This is a genomic window from Deltaproteobacteria bacterium (assembly GCA_016709225.1).
In the GTDB taxonomy this organism is placed as follows: Bacteria; Myxococcota_A; Polyangia; order Nannocystales; family Nannocystaceae; genus Xiheibacterium; species Xiheibacterium phototrophicum.
Genome location: JADJEE010000001.1, coordinates 1 through 21,346 on the forward strand (window position 1 = coordinate 1; position 21,346 = coordinate 21,346).

At 72.1% G+C, this 21,346-nt stretch carries 17 protein-coding genes; 7 read left to right on the plus strand and 10 right to left on the minus strand.

Annotation, left to right across the window (positions count from 1 at the left end):
* The first annotated feature begins 807 nt into the window (after window positions 1–807).
* From cas1 to IPH07_00015, 3 genes are all read left to right on the plus strand, one after another.
* On the plus strand, window positions 808–2,781 hold the full coding sequence (gene cas1 / locus IPH07_00005) for a CRISPR-associated endonuclease Cas1 (protein ID MBK6915756.1): 1,974 nt from the start codon (window positions 808–810) through the stop codon (window positions 2,779–2,781).
* The gene (cas2, locus tag IPH07_00010; GenBank protein ID MBK6915757.1) at window positions 2,778–3,083 is read left to right on the plus strand and encodes a CRISPR-associated endonuclease Cas2; all 306 of its coding nucleotides are present in this window, start codon (window positions 2,778–2,780) and stop codon (window positions 3,081–3,083) included. Before cas1 ends, cas2 begins: the two co-directional genes overlap by 4 nt.
* Window positions 3,084–3,197: 114 nt before the next feature.
* Complete coding sequence (locus tag IPH07_00015; protein ID MBK6915758.1) at window positions 3,198–4,379, plus strand: WYL domain-containing protein; 1,182 nt, start codon at window positions 3,198–3,200, stop codon at window positions 4,377–4,379.
* Here the strand turns inward: IPH07_00015 and IPH07_00020 are convergent.
* On the minus strand, window positions 4,274–4,741 hold the full coding sequence (locus IPH07_00020) for an FxsA family protein (protein MBK6915759.1): 468 nt from the start codon (window positions 4,739–4,741) through the stop codon (window positions 4,274–4,276). The two genes, IPH07_00015 and IPH07_00020, sit on opposite strands and share 106 nt — an antisense overlap.
* Window positions 4,742–4,845: 104 nt before the next feature.
* On the opposite strand from IPH07_00020, the gene IPH07_00025 reads away from it, so the two are divergent.
* Window positions 4,846–6,180 (plus strand): serine/threonine protein kinase, encoded by a 1,335-nt coding sequence (locus IPH07_00025; GenBank protein MBK6915760.1) that lies wholly within the window; start codon window positions 4,846–4,848, stop codon window positions 6,178–6,180.
* Between the two features lie 33 nt (window positions 6,181–6,213).
* On the opposite strand, the gene IPH07_00030 is transcribed toward IPH07_00025, so the two are convergent.
* Genes IPH07_00030 through recC form a run of 4 tightly spaced genes read right to left on the minus strand, consistent with a single transcriptional unit; the run spans window position 6,214 to window position 15,749 of the window.
* A complete protein-coding gene (locus tag IPH07_00030; protein MBK6915761.1) occupies window positions 6,214–6,801 on the minus strand; it encodes a dihydrofolate reductase family protein in 588 nt (195 codons plus the stop codon).
* Window positions 6,802–6,829: 28 nt separating this feature from the next.
* Window positions 6,830–8,689 (minus strand): exodeoxyribonuclease V subunit alpha, encoded by a 1,860-nt coding sequence (gene recD, locus IPH07_00035; protein ID MBK6915762.1) that lies wholly within the window; start codon window positions 8,687–8,689, stop codon window positions 6,830–6,832.
* Entirely contained in the window at window positions 8,686–12,441 is a 3,756-nt protein-coding gene (recB, locus tag IPH07_00040) for an exodeoxyribonuclease V subunit beta (GenBank protein ID MBK6915763.1), read from the minus strand. Before recB ends, recD begins: the two co-directional genes overlap by 4 nt.
* Window positions 12,438–15,749, minus strand: coding sequence for an exodeoxyribonuclease V subunit gamma (gene recC, locus IPH07_00045; protein ID MBK6915764.1), 3,312 nt, complete (start codon window positions 15,747–15,749; stop codon window positions 12,438–12,440). Before recC ends, recB begins: the two co-directional genes overlap by 4 nt.
* A 74-nt stretch (window positions 15,750–15,823) precedes the next feature.
* Here recC and IPH07_00050 point away from each other — a divergent pair, with 74 nt between their 5' ends.
* Window positions 15,824–17,659 carry an FAD-dependent oxidoreductase gene (locus IPH07_00050; GenBank protein MBK6915765.1) on the plus strand — a complete coding sequence of 612 codons (1,836 nt, stop codon included), beginning with the start codon at window positions 15,824–15,826 and terminating at the stop codon, window positions 17,657–17,659.
* A gap of 27 nt (window positions 17,660–17,686) precedes the next feature.
* On the opposite strand, the gene IPH07_00055 is transcribed toward IPH07_00050, so the two are convergent.
* From IPH07_00055 to IPH07_00070, 4 genes are all read right to left on the minus strand, one after another.
* Window positions 17,687–18,235, minus strand: a complete 549-nt coding sequence (locus IPH07_00055) for a hypothetical protein (GenBank protein ID MBK6915766.1) — start codon at window positions 18,233–18,235, stop codon at window positions 17,687–17,689.
* Window positions 18,236–18,314: 79 nt separating this feature from the next.
* Complete coding sequence (locus IPH07_00060; GenBank protein MBK6915767.1) at window positions 18,315–18,680, minus strand: TerB family tellurite resistance protein; 366 nt, start codon at window positions 18,678–18,680, stop codon at window positions 18,315–18,317.
* A 31-nt stretch (window positions 18,681–18,711) separates the two neighbouring features.
* On the minus strand, window positions 18,712–18,954 hold the full coding sequence (locus tag IPH07_00065; GenBank protein ID MBK6915768.1) for a hypothetical protein: 243 nt from the start codon (window positions 18,952–18,954) through the stop codon (window positions 18,712–18,714).
* Complete coding sequence (locus tag IPH07_00070) at window positions 18,951–19,475, minus strand: hypothetical protein (GenBank protein ID MBK6915769.1); 525 nt, start codon at window positions 19,473–19,475, stop codon at window positions 18,951–18,953. The genes IPH07_00065 and IPH07_00070 overlap by 4 nt, the downstream gene beginning before the upstream one ends.
* A 218-nt stretch (window positions 19,476–19,693) precedes the next feature.
* Here IPH07_00070 and IPH07_00075 point away from each other — a divergent pair, with 218 nt between their 5' ends.
* Window positions 19,694–20,104, plus strand: coding sequence for a hypothetical protein (locus IPH07_00075; protein MBK6915770.1), 411 nt, complete (start codon window positions 19,694–19,696; stop codon window positions 20,102–20,104).
* 233 nt (window positions 20,105–20,337) lie between these two features.
* Here IPH07_00075 and IPH07_00080 read toward each other — a convergent pair whose 3' ends face one another.
* Window positions 20,338–20,832: a chemotaxis protein CheX gene (locus IPH07_00080; protein MBK6915771.1), complete on the minus strand. Its 495-nt coding sequence runs from the start codon at window positions 20,830–20,832 to the stop codon at window positions 20,338–20,340.
* 144 nt (window positions 20,833–20,976) lie between these two features.
* Between IPH07_00080 and IPH07_00085 the strand changes: the two genes are divergently transcribed.
* Complete coding sequence (locus tag IPH07_00085) at window positions 20,977–21,342, plus strand: response regulator (protein ID MBK6915772.1); 366 nt, start codon at window positions 20,977–20,979, stop codon at window positions 21,340–21,342.
* The last annotated feature ends 4 nt before the right edge of the window (window positions 21,343–21,346 follow it).

The window sequence follows — 21,346 nt, forward strand, 5'->3', positions numbered from 1 at the left end:
GTGATCGACGCGGAGAGAGCCGTCTCGCAACCTTACAGGATCCTTCGCCTTCCCACCCACCCGTGCACGCGGGAGGTCGAACCCCGCGAGTGGTGGGCGTTGCGTGTTCGACATGCAGGTTCTCAGGCAGCGTCGCAGGGCCCTGTTCGGGGCGGTCTGCGATGGAATGCACGCAAGGGCCGGAGGCGCTCACGCGCGGCCCTGCGTGCGTCGGCATGGTACCACTGCGGGGGCGTCGGCTCGTCCTCGAGAGGGGACATCCACGCCGGCCGCCACTGCCCCGACCGCACCGCAGGTGCACGTGCCGTCGACCAGCGACTCGCGGTTCGGTCGCGTTCTCGCGCGCCGGCCCGCGCGGCGGCCATGAGCGTGCGGCTCTCGCTCGAAAGCCGGGCACGGTACACGACACCGCGCTCGGGCGTCGCGGCCGACGTACTCGCGCCGCACCTTGGCCCGCCCGGCCCGCCCAACTCGAGCAGCTCTCTCGACCGCGTTCGCCTCTCACCGTGCTCGTGGTGCCCACCCGCTCATCGTGCGGCCGCGTCCTGCGCATCACCGCCGCCCCCATGATCCGCCGAAGATCATCGCGACCTCGTCCCGCTCCGGCGTGGTCGTGCCGCGGCCCTGCGCATGCCCCGACCACGCCCGGTGCCCCGAGTGACAGCGTTTCGCATCGTGCTCCGCCCTGACGCCGCGCGTCGCGAGACGCTCGCGATTCGATGATCTGCCGCAGATCATCCCCACGACACGCTGCACGTCATCCCTGCTCCACACCGGCCCGACCCGCGCCGACCACGGAGCAGCCCCATGACCGAGACGATCATCAATGCCAGCGCCCACGAACACGCCGACCTCATCCCCGTGCGCATGTGCAACGAGCTGGTCTATTGCCCTCGGCTCTTCCACCTCGAGCACGTGCAAGGCGTCTTCCGGCACTCGGCCGACACCATCGAGGGCAAGGGCCAGCACGAGCGCGCCAAGCGTCGAGGCTCGCGGCTGCGTGTCATCGACGACGAGCCCGCCGCGGCCAGCACCATCGACGACCTCTTCGCTCTCCTGCCGCGGCGCCTCGCGTTGGTCTCGGAGCGGCTCGGGATCCGCGGCGAGATTGATCTCGTCGAGGTCCACGATGGCAGCGTCGTCGTCGTCGAAGCCAAGCGCGGCCGCGCTCCCCGGACCGACGCGCACCGGTGGGGGCCGTACGAGCTGCCGGTGCGCGCGTGGCCGGCGGATCTCGCCCAGGTGGTGCTCTACATGGCGCTGCTGCGCGACCACGGTCTGCCCTGCGACCAGGCGCGGCTGGTCTATCGCGGCAGTCACGAGAGCGTCGTCGTGGCGTGGAGCGATCACCTCGAGCGCTTCGTCCATGCCGTCATCGCCCAGGCCCGTGCGGTCGCGCTGTGCGAGCACGCCCCCGCGCCGCTGGTCGACAGCCCCAAGTGCCCCGGATGCTCGCTGCACGATGACTGCCTCCCCGATGAGCACAACGCACTGCTCGCCGAGCAGGCCGCACGCGCCGCGCCGCCGCAGCCGGACGCGAGCCGCGACCCCGCGTTGCCCCCCGCCGCCACGGGCGATGCCGACGCGACCAACACTGCGCCGCAGACCCTCGAAGACCACGAGGCGCTCGCCGTGGCGATCGGTGTGCCCGCCAACGCACCCGTGCGTCGCATCGTCACCGGGCTCGAGCCCCGCAGCGTCGTCCACGTGCTCACGCCCGGCAGCACCGTGCGCAAGGACGGCGACGCGCTCGTGGTCGAGGACCGCCGCGGTGGGATCGAGCGGTTCGTCCTGCCCGAGGTCGCCCATCTCGCGCTCTTCGGGCCCGTGCATGTCACCCAGCCCTGTGTGCAGCACCTGCTGCGCCAAGGCGTCGCGATCTCCCACCACACCGGTGCGGGGCGCTTGCTCGGGACCACCGCGCCACTGCTCACGCGCAACGTCGGACTGCGCCGCGCGCAGTTCCGCGTGGTCGACGATCCGCAGGCGTGCCTCGAGATCGCCCGCGCGCTCGTCGTCGCCAAGATCCGCAACCAGCGGACGGTGCTGCGGCGACACCGACGGGGGCTCGCCGTGATCTCCGACGCGGTGCTCGGCGGCGACCTCCCGCACTGGGCCGGCGGGCCCGACCCCCAGGTCGCGGACGCGCGGCGCGACGCTCAGGGCGCGGTCGCCGAGGCCCTCGGCCGCATGCAGCACGCGCTCGCTGCAGCGACGCGTGCGGTCGAAGTCGACCGCCTCCGCGGTCACGAGGGCGACGCCGCCGCGTGCTACTTCGGCGCCCTGCCGGCGATCCTCCCCGCCGCCTGGCGGGGCGAGCTGCGCGGCCGCAGTCGACGCCCGCCGCAGGATCGCATCAACGCCATGCTCAGCTTCGGCTACGCACTGCTGGTCCGCGACGCAGTCGCGGCCTGCGGCCGCGTGGGCCTGGACCCGATGCTCGGGGTCTTCCACACCATGATCCCTGGCCGGCCCGCGCTCGCACTCGATCTCATGGAACCACTGCGCGCCGCGTGGGTCGACACCGCAGTCCTGCGGCTCATCGCGACCGCGGGAATCGTCCGCGACGACTTCCACTGCTCGCTCGCCGGTGTGGAGCTGAGCGACGCCGGCCGTCGCGCGATGATCCGCGCCTACGAACGGCGCGGCGACGAGCAGACCACCCATCCACGGTTCGGCTACCGGATGAGCTACCGCCGTCTCCTGGAGCTCGAGGTCCGCATCCTCGCCAAGGTCTTCGCCGGCGAGCTCCGCCACTACACGCCGATGTGGACCCGATGAGCGGCCGTCGTCATCTGCTCGTCTGCTACGACGTCCGCGAGGCCCGCCGCCTGCGCCGCGTGCATCGCGTGGTCCGGGACTTCGGCGAGCCCTTGCAGTACAGCGTGTTCGTCTGTCGACTCGACGCGACCACCCAGGCCGAGCTCGAACGTCGCGTGCTCGAGGTCATCGACGCGCGGGTCGATAGCGTCGTGCTGGTCGACTGCGGGCCGGTCGGCGCCACGACGCGTGCGCGCTTGCCCGGCCTGCGCATGCTCGGTGCACCGACGCTGCCCGATCTGCCCGGCGCCGTGATCTGCTGACATGAGTCGCGATGCCCACATCGCCGCACGCGCTCATCTGCGCACGTGTTGACCGCTCCGTCAGCCCGTGTCGAAACTATCGTGGCCATGGCCCGTGCCCCGAAGACACCGCGCGTGCGCTCGGAAGTCGCGAGCGCCCCGGCGCCCACGACCCGCGGCCTGTCGGTCGCGCAGCTGCAGCCGCTCGTGCTCGAGCACCTCGCCCGCGCCGGTGAGCACGGGCTCACCAAGGTCGAGCTCGTCGCTGCGATCGGCCGCACGTCGTCGCCGTCGATGCAGCGCGCGCTGAAGCAGCTCCGCGAGGAGGCGGGGGCACCGATCGAGCGCTTCGGACCCGAGCCGCGGTGGCGACTGTCGCGACCCTTCTCGCTGTCGCTCGCGGCTCCGCAGGCGGACGACGTGGTCGCGGCGCTGCTGGCGAAGGCGCTGGTGGAGTCGTTCGCCGACCCCGACCTGGTCGATCGCATCCAGCGACTCGCCGCCGAGCTCGATCAGCGCGCGTGCGCGAGCTCGGGCGTGTCGAGGACCGAGATCCCGCGCACTGGTCTGCTCTCGTCGACGCTGTCGCTCGGCACCACGACCAAGCCAGGGGTGCTGCGCGCGTTGTTGCTGGCCTGCGGTCGCGCCTGCGTGCGCGTGCGCTACGACTCGCCCTGGCGCGAGCCCGACGCGGGCGAGCGTTGGTACGAGCTCGAGCCGTGGGCGGTGCGGATCCACGACGGCGCGGCGTACCTGCGCGCGTGGCGACGCGACGGCGGTGGTGCACGGACCTTCCGCGTGGCGCAGATCGACGAGGTGCAGCCGATGTCCGAGCCGCCGTCGAAGCCGCTGCCGGGCAACGACGCGCGCTGGGGCGACGTGCCGCCCGCCTTCGGCATCGACGTCGATCGCCCGGCGACCGCCGTGATCGTGATGCAGGGCCCGCTCGCCCGTTGGGTGGCGCGGGTGCAGTGGCACCCCGAGCAGCACGACCAGTGGCTGATCCCCGGGCAGCGACTGCTGCGACGGGTCGCCTATCGCAGCTGCCGAGAGCTCGCGCGACGTCTGGTCTCGGTCGCCGACGGCATCGAGTCGATCGCACCGGTCGAGCTGGCGACCGAGGTGCGTCGCATCGCCGCCGCCGCGATGCGAGAGCCGACGCGGGCCGATGCACTGCCGCCGGTGCTGCACCGCGTGGCCCCGAGCGCAGCTCAGTCGTCGTGCTCGCGCACGTCGGCGGGATCGACATCGATCACCGCGCTGCGATCGCCGAGGTCGCGCCGGGCCGCGCCGCGCACGAGGTCGACGCCGCGCTGACGGATCTTGGCCTCGATGCCGGCGTGCAGGCGCCCCGCGATGCGCTGGCGCACCGGTGGCAGCAGCAGGCCCAGCGCGAGCAGGTCGCTCAGCACCCCCGGGATCATGAACGCCACGCCGGCGACCACCAACATCGCGCGGTCGGCCAGCACCGCCGCGGGCACGTTGCCGTCGACGGCGCCCTGCTGGAATGCCTGCAGCGCGGCGCGGCCGTGGCGGCGCGCGAGCGACAGGCCCGTGATGCCACCCGCGAGCACGAGCAGGAACACCGCGCCGCCCCCGATCGCGCGGCCGAGCACGACCAGCAACCACAGCTCGAGCACGGCGAAGGCGAGCACGGCGAGCGGGAGCTTGGAGCGCATGGACGAAGGCGGTGTCGCGACCGCGATCCGAGGTCTAGCACAGCGTGGCCGCGGACGCGTGACAAGGGCACCGCACCGTGGTGCCATCGCTACGCCCAGGCGCCATGCCCGAGCACGAGCCCAACGCGAGCGAGCCCCACGCCGAGCTGCTCATCGAGCGCTTCGAGCTGCACGAGCGTCTGGGCCAAGGCGCGTTCGGTGTGACGTGGGCGGCCACGGAGCGCGCGAGCGGACGCGCGGTCGTGGTCAAACGCCTGGCGCTGCGTGGGCAGCCGGACTGGAAGCGCTTCGAGCAGTTCGAGCGTGAGGCTCGGGTCCTGCGCGCGCTCGATCACCCCGGCATCCCGCGCTTCGTCGACGCGTTCGAGCTCGAAGGCGGCGACGCGTGCATCGTGTACGAACGCGCGCCCGGCGAGACCCTGGCCGCCCGCATCGAGCGCGGCGATCGTTGGACCGAGCCCGACGCACGCGCGCTGCTCGTCGGGCTGCTGCAGACGCTGGCGTACCTGCACTCGTTGTCACCGCGGGTCATCCACCGCGACATCAAGCCCGGCAACATCGTCATCGGCCCCGACGGCCACGCGATGCTGGTCGACTTCGGTGCGGTGCGAGACCTCGCCGGCCGACAGGCCGACGGCGGCATGACCGTGGTCGGCACCGCCGGCTACATGCCGCCCGAGCAAGCGATGGGGCGCGCCGATGCCCGCTCCGATCTCTTCGCGCTCGCCGCAACGATGGTGCACGCGCTCACGCATGCGCACCCATCGGAGCTCATCGGCGATGATCTGCGGCTGTCGTTCCGCGATCGCACCGGCATCGACGCTCCCTTCGCGAAGGTGTTGGCGCGCATGCTCGAGCCCGATCCCGGCAGGCGCTTCGCCACCGCCAAGGACGTGCTGGCCGCGTTGTCGCCCGAAATGACCGCGATCGCACGCCGCGGCCGCGATCGCACTGCGCCCAGGCTCACCGACGGCCCACGAACGATGAGCCCGGCGGTGAGCGCCAAGCTCTCGGGTACGCGCGTGTTCGGCTGGCGTGGCCCCACGCTGGGTATTGCGGGGGTATCGCTCGCGCTGGTGGTGGCGGTCGCGACCGGCAACTTCGTGCTCGCGGCGGCGTTGCTGGTGATCGGGGTGTCACTCGGGGTCGTGGTGGCGCGGAAGCAGCGCGCGCGAGCGCGCGAGCTCTACGTCGGCGGCCACACCACGCGCGGGCGCATCATGAGCGCGGAGGGCGGCAGCGGCTATCACAACATCCGCTACGTGTACGACGTCGACGGGCAGTCCTACTCGGGCTCGGTGAGCACCTACGACGCGCTGGTGGTGGGCGCCTTGCCCGATCGCCCCGCGTTGGTGGTCTTCTACGATCCCGCGCGACCGCAGGATCACACGGCGCTGTTCGAGCTCGAGCTCGCCGCGCTCGAGGCCGCCGACGACTGACCGGCGCTGGCGCAGCGGGCCGCCGCGGAGCGATCACCGTGGTCGTTGCGCGCGCGCGTGGGGTCGCACGACCCGCGCAGTGACCTGCACCATCGCCCCCTGGTGCATCGTGGGCGGATCGAAGTGCAGATCGTTGCGCGCCTGCAGGCCCTCCCAGAGACGGATGCCGCGACCGAGGATCACGGGCAGGAGGGTCAGGCACAGCTCGTCGACGAGCCCGGCATCGAGGCCCTGCCGCACGAGGTCGCCGCCATCGAGACACACGTCCTTGCCACCGGCGGCGGCCTTCGCTCGGGCGACGAGTGCGTCGATCGGCCCGCTCACAGCGTAGGCGCGTCCGCCTCGGGGCGCCGGCGGCAGCTCGTGGTGCGTCGCCACGAACACCGGCAGCTCACCGTAGTGCCAAGCATCGTAGTCGAGCAGGACTTGATACGTGCGGCGCCCCATCAGCAGCGCGCCGACCTGCGCGATGAAGGCCGCGAAGCCGAGCCCACCCTCGGGCGCCTCGGCCGGTGGGGTGAACTCTTCGAGGAACGAGAGGTCGTGCTCCGGGCCGGCCACACAGCCGTCGAGCGAGCAGCCGAGATAGACTCGGACGCGAGACGTCGAGCCGTCGGTCATCGGCGCCCATCGTAGCCGGTTGCTCGCTTCAGCGGTCGCGCCACAGCGCGTCGCGCAGGCCCGAGGCCCGCTCGACGCGGCGGCCGATCGCCTCGGCGACGACCTGCGGCGTGCCCAGCACGACCACGCGGCTGCGCGCGCGCGTGACCCCGGTGTAGAGCAGCTCGCGGGTCACCAGCGCCGAGCCCGAGCCCGGCAGCAGCAGCGCGACCTCGTCGAACTCGGAACCCTGACTCTTGTGCACCGTCATCGCGAAGACGGTCTCGGCTGCGGGCAGCCGCGACGGCGGCAGCGCGCGCAGGCCGTCCTCGGTGGGGAAGTACGCGCGCAGGTGGCCGCTGCGATCCGCCGCGACCACGCCGACGTCGCCGTTCCACAGCTGCAGCTGGTAGTCGTTCGCAGTGATCATGATCGGTCGACCGTCGTACCAGGGGCCGTCGATCGCGAGTCGGCCCGACTGCGCCAGCAAGCGCTCGATCAACGGATTGATGCGCTCGACGCCGAACGCCCCGCGGCGGTGGGCGCACAACAGCCGGAAGCGCGTCAGCGCGGCGAGCCGCGCCTCGGGTTCGCGCGCGCGCAGGTAGTCGTCGTAGCCCGCCACCACGAGCTGCCGCAGCACGCCGGGCAGGCGCGCCGGGTCGTCGACGGCGACCAGCGACAGCTCGTCGGTGCCGGCGCGCAAGACCTCGAGCGCCGCGTCGACGCGGCCACGTTTGACCGCCGACGCGAAGCCGCCGATGCCGCGTCCGTCGTCGAATCGATGGCTGTGCACGAGCTCGACCAAGCAATCGGCGATCGGTGGCGCGGCGGCGGCGACCGAAGCAGAGATGCCGGCCTCGCGCGCGAGCAACTCGGCAAACGCTGGCGAGCGGTCGCCACCCTCGCGGCCGCCGGCATCGCAGATGTCGCCGAGGATCGCACCGGCCTCGACGCTGGCGAGCTGGTGCTTGTCGCCGACGAGGATGAGCTTGGCGCCGGGCGGCACCGCGTCGATCAGCTTGGCGAGCAACGCCAAATCGATCATCGACGCCTCGTCGACCAGCACGACGTCCGCCGCCAGCGGCAGGGCAGCGTCGTGGAGGAAGCGTGTGCGCGAGCCGGGTCGGAAGCCGAGCAGGCGATGGATCGTCGTCGCAGTGCGCGGCATCGCGGCGCGCACGTCGTCGTCGCAGTCGAGCTGCGCGAGCTGGGCGGTGATGGTCTCGATCATGCGGGCCGCGGCCTTGCCGGTCGGCGCCGCCAGGGCCATGCGCAGCGGCGAGCCCCCGCCGCGCAGCGCAAGGGTCTGCAACGCCGCGAGCATGCGCACCAAGGTGGTGGTCTTGCCGGTGCCCGGCCCGCCGCTCAGGACCATGAAGTCGCGCAGCGCCGCAACCGCGGCGGCCTCGCGCTGGCGCCCGTCGGGGCGGAAGTCGGGCCGCTCGGCGAACAGTCGCGCGAGCAGCGGTGCGAGCGGCTGACTCGGCACCTGCGTGTGCGCGGCCCGGCGTCGCAGCGCGTCGGCGACCAGGCTCTGGTACGCGAAGTAGCGGCGCAGGTAGAGCCTTGCCTCGCCGTCGAACACCAGCGGCGTGTGCGTGCGCCCGTCACCGATGAGGCTGCCGGGCGCGTTGGTGGCCTCGCCGAGCGCCATCACCCACTCGAACTGCGTCGGCAGTCGCACGCCGTCGATGGGCTCGCCATCGGCGTCCTGCAGCGGTCGCGCGAGCACGCGCCGCAGATCGGCGCACACGTGTCCGGCCGCGACCGCACGCGAGGCGAACGCGGCACCGAGCAGCACCGCGGGGGGGCTGCCGGGTGCGAGCGCACCGAGCGTGCGCGCCAGGGCGACGTCGAGCGGTGCGAACACGCCGGCTGCGGCGAGCTTTGCGAGCACGTCGGTCATGCCGCCCCCGGGCGCTGCAGCAGGTTCGACAGCGCGGCGATGCGGGCCGCCGGCGGCCGCTCGCGCCAGATGCCGGTGTCTTGCCCCGGGGCCATGCCGCGCAGGAACAGGTACATCACGCCACCGAAGTCGCGCTCGTAGTCGAAGCCGGGCTGGCGCTGCGCGAGCATGCGCACCAGCGCGAGCGTGTAGAGGTGGTACTGCAGCACGTAGTGATCGTCGGCCATCACCGTGGCCAGGCGTGCGGTGTCGTAGTCGTCCGCGTGATCGCCGAGGTGATTGGTCTTGTAGTCGAGCACGTACCAGCGACCGTCGTGTTCGAACACGAGATCGATGAAGCCCTTCAGGAAGCCGCGCAGCGGCGAGAAGCCCAGCGCGGCGACGCGCTCGGCATAGCCGGGCGGCAGACCCTCGGGGTGGTCGCGGAACACCGCGGCCAGTGCCCGGCGGCCCAGCGAGCTGTCGGCGTCGGCGACCGGCAGCAGGAACTCGAGCTCGTCGAGCCGCTGCGTCCGCGGCACGTCGCGCAGCGCGAACGACCCCGGCCCCAGCAGCGGGGTCGCGACCACCTGCTGCAGGCCCGCGACCACGACCTCGGCCCACGCGCCGTCGTCGACGAAGCCGTGCTCGCGCAGCCGGCCCTGCACCAATGCGTCCGTGGTCGGCGCGTCGGCGGCGAAGTCGAGGTGCTCGAGCACGTCGTGGAAGAAGTTGCCGGCCCGCACGCCGCGGGGGAAGCCTGCCAGCGTGACGGTGGGCGCCGCCGGTGCCAGCGCGCGATCGAGTTCGTCATCGCTCGACCACGTCGCGGTGCGCGACAGCGCTTCATCGTGGGCGCGCGCATCGGCGAAGTCGGCCTGCTCGCTGCGGGCCGTGAGCGCGATCGTGCCGACACCCCGCGGCCGCTGGGCGAGCTCGACGAACAATGGGGCGGCGATCGCCTGCGCCGAGGCCATGTGCGAAAAACTCGAGGTGCGCCACAGGCGGTCGATGCTCGCGCGCGGCAGCTGGGCCCGCAGTCCCGACGTGTCGGGCTCTGGCGCCGCTGCGCTCGCAACCGCTGGGCCGGTGGTGGGGACGGCTGCGCTGGCTTCGACCGACCAGGCGCCGCCGCCACGGGCCACGAACGCAGCGATGAGCTCGTCGTCGCTGCTGTTCTCCACGCGAGACTGGATCACGCTCGGCGCCACCTGGGCGGCGGGTGCCGGCGGTGAAAACAACAGCTGCGAGAGCGGGGAGCGGGCCGTGCGCGTGCCCGGCACCCAGGTGAGCACGCAGCGATGACGCGCGCGTGTCACCGCCACGTAGAGCAGACGTAGCGCCTCTGCGGTGCGCTCACGCCCGGCCAGCTCCAGCGCGGTCTTCTTGTCGGGGTCCTTGCTGGGGCGCACGTCGAGCACGGCGCCGAGCTCGTGCTCGGGATCATGATAGATGGTGTCCTCTTTCTCTTCACCGAAGAGGTCCTCGGCCTCCCACGCGAACGGGCAGTACACGATGGGGTACTCGAGGCCCTTGCTGCTGTGCACGGTGATGAGCTGTACGGCCCGGTCGTCGCGCTCGAGTCGAAGCTTGAAGGCCTCGACGCTGTTGTTGCCGGCGTTGCGCTGCTCGTCGAACCACCGCAGCACACCGGCGGGGCCGAGGTGCTGCTCGCTGGCGGCCGCGTGCAGCAGCTCGGCGGTGTGCAGCAGGTTCGTCATGCTGCGCTCGCCGCCGCTGCGCGCCAGCAGGCGGGCGGGCGCGCCGGTCCGGGCCAGCAGCGCGCGGAACATCTGCACGAAGCCGCGGCCGGTCCAGAGCTCGTGCAGGTCGCGGAAGAGCTCGACCCACCGCTCCCACAGCGCCTCGTCGCGATCGATGTCGACCAGCTCGTCGGCGCTGCTGCCCAGCAGCTCGGTCGCGAGCGCACTGCGCAGCGCCGCGGCGTGGCTGGGCTCCGCGATCGAGGCCAGCACTCGCGCGAGCTCGGTGGCCTCGTCGCTCTCGAACACCGTCGAATCGCCGTATACCACGCTCGGGATACCGCGCTCGCGCAGTGCCTTCTGCACCGAGAGTGCCTGCGCGTTCTTGCGGGTGAGCACGGCGATGTCGCCGGCGTGGATCGGCCGGCTGGCGACGCCGTCGTCGAGCGTCGCGCCGCTGCTCAGCAAGCTCGCGATTGCGTCGCCCACGTGGCTGGGGATCACCTGGTCGGCCCACTCGCGCTTGGCGGCGTTGCGTTGCAGGTCGGCGCCGTCGCGCCGCAGCAGGTCGATCGTCATGGCCGGCATCGTTCGGCCGTCCTGCAGCAGCCGCGCGTGGGCGCCGGGGCGGGGCAGGATCTCGGGCATCTCGATCTCGTCGAGCGCGAACGGGCGCTCGACGTCGAACAATCGCGCGATCGCAGCCAGCAGCGGTGGATCCGAGCGCCAGTTGTGCCGCATCGTCACGCGTCGTCCACCGATGCTGCGCGCGGCGTCGAGATACGCGTAGACGTCGGCGCCGCGGAACGCGTAGATGGCCTGCTTGGGATCGCCGATCAGCAGCAGCGAGCCGCCGCGGTGGCCGAACACGGTCTTGAAGATGCGGTACTGCAGCGGATCGGTGTCCTGGAACTCGTCGATCAGCGCGGCGCGAAAGCGGGCCCGGATGCGCTCGGCGAGCTGTTTGCCACCGCGGCCGCGCAGGGCGGCGTCGAGTTGCAGCAGGAGATCGTCGAACGCCTGCACCGCCGCGGCGCGCTTGCGCTTGGGCAGCTCGCGTCGCACGTAGGCGGCCAGCTGCAGCTTGAAGTCGACCAGCTTCGCGACCTGGTGCCGCCGCAGCGGGGCGCTCGCGTCGCGCAGCAGCTGACAGGCGTCGAAGAAGGCGTGCTTGGGCGTGAGCCCGGCACGCCGTGCCGCCGCACGGGTCTTCTCGAGCAGCGAGCCGCTGCAGAAGGCGTCGAGCAGCTCGAGTTGGAGCTGCGCGCCGGGGTTCGGGTCGCGCAAGAAGGCGTCCATGAGCTTGGCGCGCGCGGGCAGCTGCGCGATGTCGAAGCTCTTGAGCAGGTTGGCGCTGCTGCGCAGCAGCTCCTGCACCTGCGCGGACTCCCGGGTCCAGATGGCCCGCGCCTCGCGATAGGCCGCGACGTACTCGTCGGGTGCCGGCGGATTGGACGGAGGGCTGGTGGCGGGGAACAGCTCGAGATCGGGGTGGGCCGCGACCTGTCGCGCCAGCCGCATGAGCTTGGGCGGATACAGCCCGGCGTCCTGCACCGCGGCGGCAAAGCGAGGGTCGGCATCGTACAGCGCGCGCGCCCAGTAGTCGCGCACCACCGTCTCGACGACCGCGCGGTCGTCGACCAACAGCTCGGTCGACAGCGCGACGCCGGTCTCGAACGCCTGCCGCTGTAGCACGCCCTGGCAGAAGCCGTGGATCGTCGAGATGCTCGCGAGGTCGAACGCCCGCAGGGCCGCGGTCAGGCGCGCGCGGTCGTCGTGTCCAGCGGCGCGACGCTGCGCCAACAGGCGCTGCACGTCGGCGTCGGCCTCGCCCGGCGCCGCCAGCTCGGCCAGCGCCGAGCGCAGGCGCGCACGGATGCGGTCGCGGAGCTCGGCGGCGGCGGCCTCGGTGAACGTGACCACGAGGATCTCGTCGACCGCGAGCTCGCGCTCGAGCAGCAGCCGCAGGAACAGCGTCGCGATCGCGTGGGTCTTGCCGGTGCCGGCACTGGCCTCGATGAGGCTGGTGCCCGACAACGGCAGCGTGAGCGGATCGAGGGCGTCGGTCATCGTCGGCGACTCACCAGGGGGGCGCACAGCTCGATCGCGAGGGTCACGAAGTCGCCGCCGCTCATGGGCGCGTCGAACAGCGTGAAGCCCGGCGCCAGTGGATCGGCGTCGCCGAAGATGCGACGCACGGCCTCGTCTTCGCCCTCGCCGTTGCGGCTGCGGTAGCTGTTGCGGGCGGCTGTCATGGCCGGCGCGAACGAGGTCTCGGGCGCCTCGGCGAAGCGTTCGCAGAAGGCCAGCGAGGCCCGCGGGAAGAACAGCAGCGGCTCGCGCATGCCGATGCTCCAGCGCTCGATGAGGTTCGCCAGCAGGGGCAGCGGCGCCGGCTCGGTCTCGAACCGCACCTCGACCACGCCGCCGTCCTTCTCGTCGCGGCCGAACAACACGCTCGCGACCGGCTCGCCCGGCGCCAGCGCGCACGCGACCAGGTGGTGGATCCACAGCGCGACGATGTGCTTCGCGGCCGGTCGCGAGTACTGCGACACCACCAGGCCGTGGCTGTGGCGGTCGCGCAGGTGACCGAGCAGGCGCCGAGCGCCGATCGTGAGATCGACCTCGACCACCGGCGCGTGCACGTCGCCGCCGCAGGCCTCGCGGGCCACGGCCGCGATCGGATCGACCTCCAGCAGCAGCGCATCGAGCTCGGCGTCTCCGACCGCGCCCAGCGGCAGCGCGCCCGAGCTGGCCAGCAGCGCATGGGACTGCGCGCGCGTGAGGCCCTCGAGCCGTTGCCCGAGCAGCTGACCACCGAGTCGCCAGCGGTTCAGACCGTCGAGCTCCATCGGCTCGCGATCGCTGCGCTCGCGCTCCCACTCGCGGAGGTTGACCTGCAGCCGCCGCTTCAGCAGCTCGTGCTGCGGCGCCTGGAACATCCGCACCAGCCGCTCGAGCTGCACCGGCTCGTCGTCGGGCCACGGCGACAGCGGGCGCGCGAACAGCCCGGGGGTCGCCGCCGGTCGGCCCTGCTGCAGGGCGTTGGCGCCGGCGCACCACGACGCCTCGAACGAGAACAGCCGCGGATCGTCGTCGCCACCGAAGTTCCGCGGGCTGAAGGGTTGCATCGGCTGCCGCACCACCACGCGCCGGCGCAGCGCGGCCGCGCGGGCGACCGGACCGAGTGCTTCGGTGCCCGGCACCACCATCGTCGCGCCCAACAGATCGAGGAGCTCGGCCAGCACCACCGAGGGCGGGAGATCGCGATCGTCCTGGCTGCTCTGGCCGACGTAGCCGAGCAGCAGCCGCCGGCGCGCGGCCATCAACGCCTCGAGGAACGCGTAGCGATCGTCGTCGCGCAGGTGACGGTCGCCGGGCGCGGGTGCGCGGCGCATGAGGTCGAAGTCGACGCCACCGCTACCGCGGGGGAACGCGCCGTCGGAGAGCCCCAGCACGCACACGACCTCGGCCGGCATGACCCGCATCGGCGCCAGCGCGCAGAAGCACACGCCGCTGGCGCGCCCAGCCCGCAGACCTCCGCCCGCGTTGGCGCCGTCGATCGCGGCCAACACGGCGTCGCGCATGACCGCCAGCGGCACGCCGCCGTCGTACTCGGCCCGCGCGGCGCTGTCGTCGACCGCGGCGATCGCCGCGCGAAGATCGTCGAGCTCCCACTGCGCCGTCGGTCGCGGTGCCAGCACGTCGGACAGCGAGCCGTCCAGCGCGATGCGCCAGTCGGCGATGCACCGCGGGGCTGCGAGCGCCGACACCAGGCGAAAGAGCGTGTCCATCGCGGCGCACAGGCGACCGAGCAGCTCGGCCCGCGAGCCCTCGATGTCATCGAACGGCAGCACGCCCGCGAACATGTCGCGCTGGTGTCCTGGCATGGCGTAGCCGAGCAGCATGCGCCGCAGGCCGAACGCCCACGTGGTCTCTTCGCGGCCGGGCTGGCCGTGGCTGCGACGGTGCGCGGCGTCGATGCCCCAGCGGATGCCAGCGTTGGCGACCCATTCCGCGATGGTGTCGAGCTCGTCGGGGGTGAAGCCGAAACGCAGCGCGACCGGCTCCAGCACCAGCAGATCGAGCACGTCGCTGGCGCTCATGCGGCCTTCGACCAGCGCCAGCAGCCGTAGCCACGCCTCGAGCGTGGGGCTCTCCGCGCGCGGCGACCGATCGGCGATCGAGCAGGGGATCGCGGTGGGGTCGTCGCGCTCGCGCTCGAACACCGCCTCGACCAGCGGCGCGTATGCGTCGACGTCGGTCAGGTAGACGACGATGTCGCGCGGCTGCAGCGAGGGATCGGCGGCGAGTAGCGCGTGCAGACGATCGTGCAGCACCTCGACCTCGCGCAGGCGCGAGTGGCACGAGAACACCGCGATCGAGTCGTCGTCGTCCGCCAGCGGCATCGCCGGCAGCGAGGTGCCCTCGCCGCGCACGCGCAGATCCAAGATGTCGCCCTGCAGGACCCCGAGTGCCCGCTCGGGCGCGTCGGGCTCGACGTAGAGCTCGCGCGGCTCGCGGTAGTCGCCGGTGTCCTCGAGCAGGCCCTGGAACTCGCGGCCCAGCGTGCCGAGCGACGCCAACAGCGGGTGGCCCTCGTCGCTGGCCAACACCGCGGCGGGGTCGCGGGCCCGCACCGCCCGACGGTGGGAGCGTAGCTCGGCCCACCACGCGCGCGACGGCGACGGCACGAACAGGTGCACGTCGATGCGCCGGGCCAACGCCGTCACCAACGTGAGGTGCGACGGCGGCATGCTGGCGACGCCGAACAGGTTCACCCGCGGTGGTAGGCCCGCGATCGGACCCTCGCCGCGGTGCAGCGCCTCGACGCACGCCTGGTGCAGGCGCGCGAAGTGCTGCGGGCCGCGGCGGGCAACCACGTCGCGCCACAGCTGCGCCTGCCACTGGTCGTCGTCGCCCTGCTCCCAGCCCAGCATCATCGCCGGTCGGTGTACGAGGTACGACTCGAACAGTGCAGCGGTGCGGGCCGCGAGCTGGAAGCGCGCGATGCCGGTGGGGTCATCGCGGCAGTAGCGACGCAGCTCGACGAAGCCGGGGTCGTCGAGCCGGCGGTCGAGCGCGGGGAGCAGCAGCCACTGCAAGCTAGCCGCATCGTCGAGCGCGAGGGCGTCGGCGGCCTCACCGAGCACCGCCCGCATCACCTGCAGCACGAAGCGGCGTGGGAACGGGAAGCTGGCGTGGGCCCAGATGCCGAAGCGCTGGGCCAGCCGCATCGACAGCCAGCTCGCGATCGGGCGCCCGTGCACGAGCACGAGCTCACCGACGAGTGGCGGCAGCGGGGCGGCCTCCAGCACGTCGCCGAGCGCGTGCGCGAGCACGTCGACGCGATTGCTGCGGTGCAGATGGAGGGGCAACGGCGCCCCCACGCTGCCGCCAAATGCCGCCGCCGCGCAAGCGCACCGGGGACCATGTTAGAAATCACGTACCCATGGCTCGTACGCGTCTGTTCGCACGTCTACGTCGACTCGCCCAGCTCACCCACGAGGCTCGCGCAGCGGGATGCGCCGATCCCCAGGCGATCTCTGCGTTCGTTCGCACGCACTCGCGCCGCGCGTTCACGCAGCGCGTGATCCTGGGTGCCGCCGCCGCCGCGGTGGCGGGCTGCGGCGACGGCGACGGCAACGACGGCGGCGGCAGCAGTGGCAGCGCGGGCTCGAGTGGTGGCAGCGGCAGCGCGACCGGCAGCGGCAGCGGGAGCAGCGGCGGCGCCGAGGGCAGCAGCAGCAGCGGCGGCGCCGACAGCAGCTCGGGCGGTGACACGCCGGTGCGCGTCGCGATCATCGGCGGCGGCATGGCGGGCCTGCACTGCGCCCATCGCCTGCGCGAGGTCGGCGTCGACGCGACCGTCTACGAGGCCAGCGATCGCACCGGCGGGCGCATGTTCACCGCACGGGGCATGTTCGCCGACGAACAGGTGGCCGAGCTGGGCGGCGAGTTCATCGACAGCGTGCACCAGACGCTGTTCGACCTCGCCGATGAATTCGCCATCGAGCTCGACGATCGCGAGGACAGCTTCGACGTGACGACGCTGCGCGACACCTGGTACGTGGGTGGCGTCGCGGTGCCCGACGCAACCGTGGTCGCGCAGTTCTCCGAGGTCGCGGCGACCATCGCCGACCAGGTCACGATGGCGGACGAGGACGACGCGGCCTATGACATGCTCGACAACACGCCGTTGTCGCAGTGGCTCGACGACGTCGTACCGGCGGCGGACTACCCCGAGCTGCACGCGATCCTCGCGTCGGCCTACCGCGGCGAGTACGGGCTCGAGAACGACGAGCAGTCGGCGCTGAACCTCATCTATCTCATCGGCTCCGACACGCCCGACGAGTTCCACATCTTCGGCATCTCCGACGAGCGCTTCCACACCCACCTCGGCAACGACACCTTCACCACCGCGCTGGCGGCCGCGCTCGAGGGCCACGTCGTGACCGGCAAGGTGCTGACCACGGCGGCGGATCGCGACGGCGGCGGCTTCGTGCTCGGTTTCGCCGACGGCGAGTCCGTCGAGTGCGAACACGTGGTGTTCGCGCTGCCGTTCACGAAGCTGCGCGAGGTCGATCTCGGCGGCCTCACGCTCTCGGCGGACAAGCGCACCATCATCGACGAGCTCGGCTACGGCACCAATGCGAAGGTGATGGGTGGCTTCACCGAGCGGGTGTGGCGGACGCAGCACAGCGCGTCGGGCAGCGTGACGACCGATCTCGCCGCGCAGCAGTTCTGGGACACCTCGGTGGGCCAGGCGGGCAGCTCGGCGATCGCCACCAACTTCCTCGGCGGCGATCAGGGCGTCGCCAGCGGTGGTGGTACCGCCGAGGAGTGGTTCGTCGAGGTCGCACTCGACGATCTCGAGACCATCTTCCCCGGCTCGGCGGCCGCCTACGTCCCGTCGTCCGCGGTGCGCATGCACTGGCCCACGCACCCGCACACCCTCGGCAGCTACGCCTGCTACCGCCCGGGGCAGTGGGCGTTCTACGGGCTCGAAGGCGCGCGCGAGGGCAACGTGCACTTCTGCGGCGAGCACACCTCGCTCGAGTTCCAGGGCTTCATGGAGGGCGCCGCCGAGACCGGACTGCTGGTCGCGACCGCGATCCTGGACGACCTCGGCATCATGGCCTCGCCGCGCGCGCGGGAGATGGCCGCGCGCAAGCTGCAGCTGCCCCATCCGGCGGTGCACGGTCGGCCGTCGACGCGGCCACGTTGGGCGCAGCGGCAGCGTGTGCTGGTGCGGCCGGCCGCGGCCGCGCTCGCGCGTCGTCGCTGACGGCAAGGGGGGCCTCGCGGCCGTGGCTCACTGCGACATCGGCAGCTGCGCGAGGCCGCGTCGACCGCAGGGATCTTCGACTTCGGCCTGCACGATGATGTCGCCCCCGCCCTCGAGCACCAGCCGTAGATCGCCCTGCTCGATGGTGTCGTCGTCGACGATCTCGAGCGGCGCGACGTCGCCGAGCACCCACTCGTTGTAGCCGTAGTACTCGCCCTGGCAGGGCTCGCCCAGGGTCGGGCACTCCGACGCCGGGTACCACGTGAGCAAGGTGCGCAACGTGTCGTAGCGATCGAGCGCGAGTCCCGACACGCGCACACCGACGAAGATGTGCTGTGCGCCCTGCGAGCCGTAGTGGACCTCCGGGCTGGCGTTCGCCGCCAGCGGTGTGAAGCCGCCGGAGCCCTCACCGATCTCGATCGTGAGCGTGCCGGTCAACGTGCAGGTGGGGTCGCGTTCGAACTCGCCACCGGGCGTGAGCCCGGGATCGACAGGTTGCGGACACGCGGTGAGACACGCCCCCAGCGATGCGAGTGTGAGGGCGAGGCGGGTGGGCGAGGGGGCGCGGCAATGCATGGCAGGGCTAGACGGTGCGATGGTGCGCTGGCACAGCTCGACGATCACGATGCCTGCGGATCACCCCGCGAATGGCAACTCACACCCCCAGCTTTGCGCGCACCGCCGAGAGGAACGCCTGCTCCTCGTCGGCGGTCCCGCCGTCGACATCGGCGATCGCCTGCAGATCGTCGAGCACGCGCTGACGCTCGGCGACCGACAGCGAGGACGCCAGCGCGTCGGCGTGTCGTGTGGCCGCGGCCACACGCTGCTCGCGACCCGCGAGTCCCTTGTAGCGCGCGACCGTGGCCTTGATCTGCTCGCCGATCACGTCGAGCCCGGCGTCGGGCCGCCAGCCGCGCAGCTTCTCCGCCAGCGTGCGCATCTCCTCGCCGCTGAGCGCACCGTCGGTGGCGTGGGCGAAGGTCAGGTAGAGAAACGCGATCGCATCGGTGTCGGCGGCCATCCCGATCATCGTAGCAAGGCCGCCGGTGCCCTCAAAGCGCGAGGTCGATCTCTCGCCCACTGTCGGGGTCGCGCAGCAGGATCCGCTGCCCGCGGGTCTTGGCCTGCCGCACCATCTGCAGCAGGCCGAGCGCCTGCCCGATCACCTCACCCGGCGTCTTCGCGCCGAGCTCCTGCGCCAGCGTCACCAGCAGCATCGCGGTCTTGCCGGGGATCTCGATCTGCATCGGCGGGGCGTCGCCGGCGGGGAGGGTCGCGCGAGGGTCGAAGCTCATCGTGCATCGGTGCGTAGCACGATCGCGGGCGCGCGCACACGTGCCGCCGCCAAGCGCAGCAGCGCGAGCGCACCCCAGGCCAGCGCCAGTCCAACGCCGAGGTCGATGCCGGCGCGGATGCCCGAAGGCAGGGCTCGGATCGCCACCACCATCGCGACGATGCCGACCACCAGCCCCCACGAGCGCAGCAGGCGGGCACGTGGCGCTGCGACCAGGCCGGCGACGCACAATGGCGCGAGCACGTCGCGCCACGACGGCGGCTCGGCGCGCAAGGCCTCGGCGCGTTCGACCAGCATCGGCACGAAGCGTCGCGCCAGCGCGTGGTGGCCCTCGCCCCACGCGAAGCCGACCGCGAACACCACCGCGAGCACCAGCTCCGCGGTCGGCCACGTCGAGCTACCCGCGTGCCGTGCCGCGGCGTCGAGCATGCGGTGCGAGGCGTCGCCCAACAACGCCAGGTTGCCCAGCACCGCCCACGCGAACACCCACCCACGACGTTGCTGCGACGCGATGCTGGCCACGATGCTCCGATCATCACTTCGGCCGGACCCGTCGTCGACTCGAGCCCGCGGCCCGAATCCGAACGCAGGCCGGTGGTGACCGGTGCCGCGGTCCATGATCGAACGATCGTGCGCCGCGGCGAACGATGTTGGACCACCCGCACGTGGCAAGATGGGGCGATATGCTTGCACTCGCGCGACCACGAGTGCACGAATGGGCGTGGACGAGGTTCGTCGAGATGCCGAGCGGAGCCGCTGCCCGAGACCCCATCACCCCCTTCGACTTCGCGCAATTCCTGCTGGATCGCGAGGCCATCGATGCCGCCCAGGCGGCCGAGGTCCGGCGCGCCTGCGAGGGTGAGCGGGTGCCGATTGGTCAGCTGCTGATGCAGTCCGGCATGCTGTCGGTGCGGCAGATCATGCATGTGCTCGAGCTGCAGGCCGACGCGCCGACCGAGAAGTTCGGTCAGCTCGCGGTGCGGTGCGGCTACATCAGCATGCGGCAGCTCGAGGACGGCCTCGGAATGCAGCAGCGGACGCGGCGTCACGCGATCGAGGTCGTGAGTCGCATGGGGCTGCTGCGGCCCGATCAGCTGGTCGAGCTCTCGGTGGCGTACGTCGCGTTGCTCGAGCTGACGCTCGCCACCTGAGGTGGTCGAACGCGAGGCGCAGCCGCTGCGCACAGGGTCGAGCCGCGGCGTGGAAGTTCGATATCTCGCCGCGTCGCAGGCACGTCGCCCCCGCTATGCAGCGCAGCGCGGCGCGGCGCCCGGCGTCCGTCATCTCGGCGCGGGCGCGTCGCCGCCGACGCCCGCCACCTGCGGGCATCGTTGCCGCAACTGGCGGTGGCCTGGCGGTGGCCGACGGCGGCCCGCGCAAGGGCTCAGGCGGCCTGGCGTCGCTGCTGCGCGCCGACCAGCACCGTCAGCACGCAACGGGTCTCGCCGACGTCGCACACCACATTGGCGGTCAGCGAGCGGCTATCGGACTCGTACATGCCGTCGATGAAGAGCGGCAGGCCCAGCGTGAGCGCGGGGTCTTCGTTCGAGAGCTTGGTCTTCATCGCGCCGGCGAGGATGTTCACCAGCTCGCCGATGGAGTCGCGCACGTCGTCGTGGCTGAGATCGGCCGCGTCGGCGGGCTCCATGCCGAGCATGGCCCCCGCGAGCGTGCGACAACCCTCCGGCGTCGAGGAGATCCCCACGCACGTGACGTTGTTGCCGCTGACGAGCGCGACCAGGCTGCCCCAGAGGCCGGACGCCGGTGGTGGCTCCACGCTGACGCTCACCGGCGTCGAGAGGGACGACTCGGAGACCTCGGCCACGCACTGCGTCGCGACCTCGATCCACCGGCTGAGTTGAACGCCTTGCTGCTCCATCGTAGGGCTCCTTGGAGTAGAGGTACGTTGTCGTACCCCCGCGAGGCTTTCCTTCGGCCGCGGGGTGCGAAGATCGAGTGCGTGGCCCAAAGTGATGCTCGCGAGCGGGGCCCGAGCGACGATGACAGCAGCAGGACACCGGCCATGAAGATTCTAGTCGTCGACGACAGCAAGGTGATGCGACAGATCGTGAAGAAGACCCTCCGGGAAGCGGGGTTCGGCGACGCCGAGGTGGTCGAAGCCGCAGACGGCACCGAGGCCCTCGCACAGATCGCCGCGGCGGCACCCAACGCGGTGCTGTCGGACTGGAACATGCCGAACAAGACCGGCATCGAGCTGCTCACGGAGCTCCGTGCGGCGGGCAACCAGATCCCGTTCGGGTTCGTGACCTCCGAGGGTTCGGACGCGATGCGGGCCAAGGCGGTCGAGGCGGGCGCGCTGTTCCTCATCGTCAAGCCGTTCAAGGCCGAGGACTTCGAGAAGGCCCTCGCGCCGCTGCGCGCGGCCTAGGGGC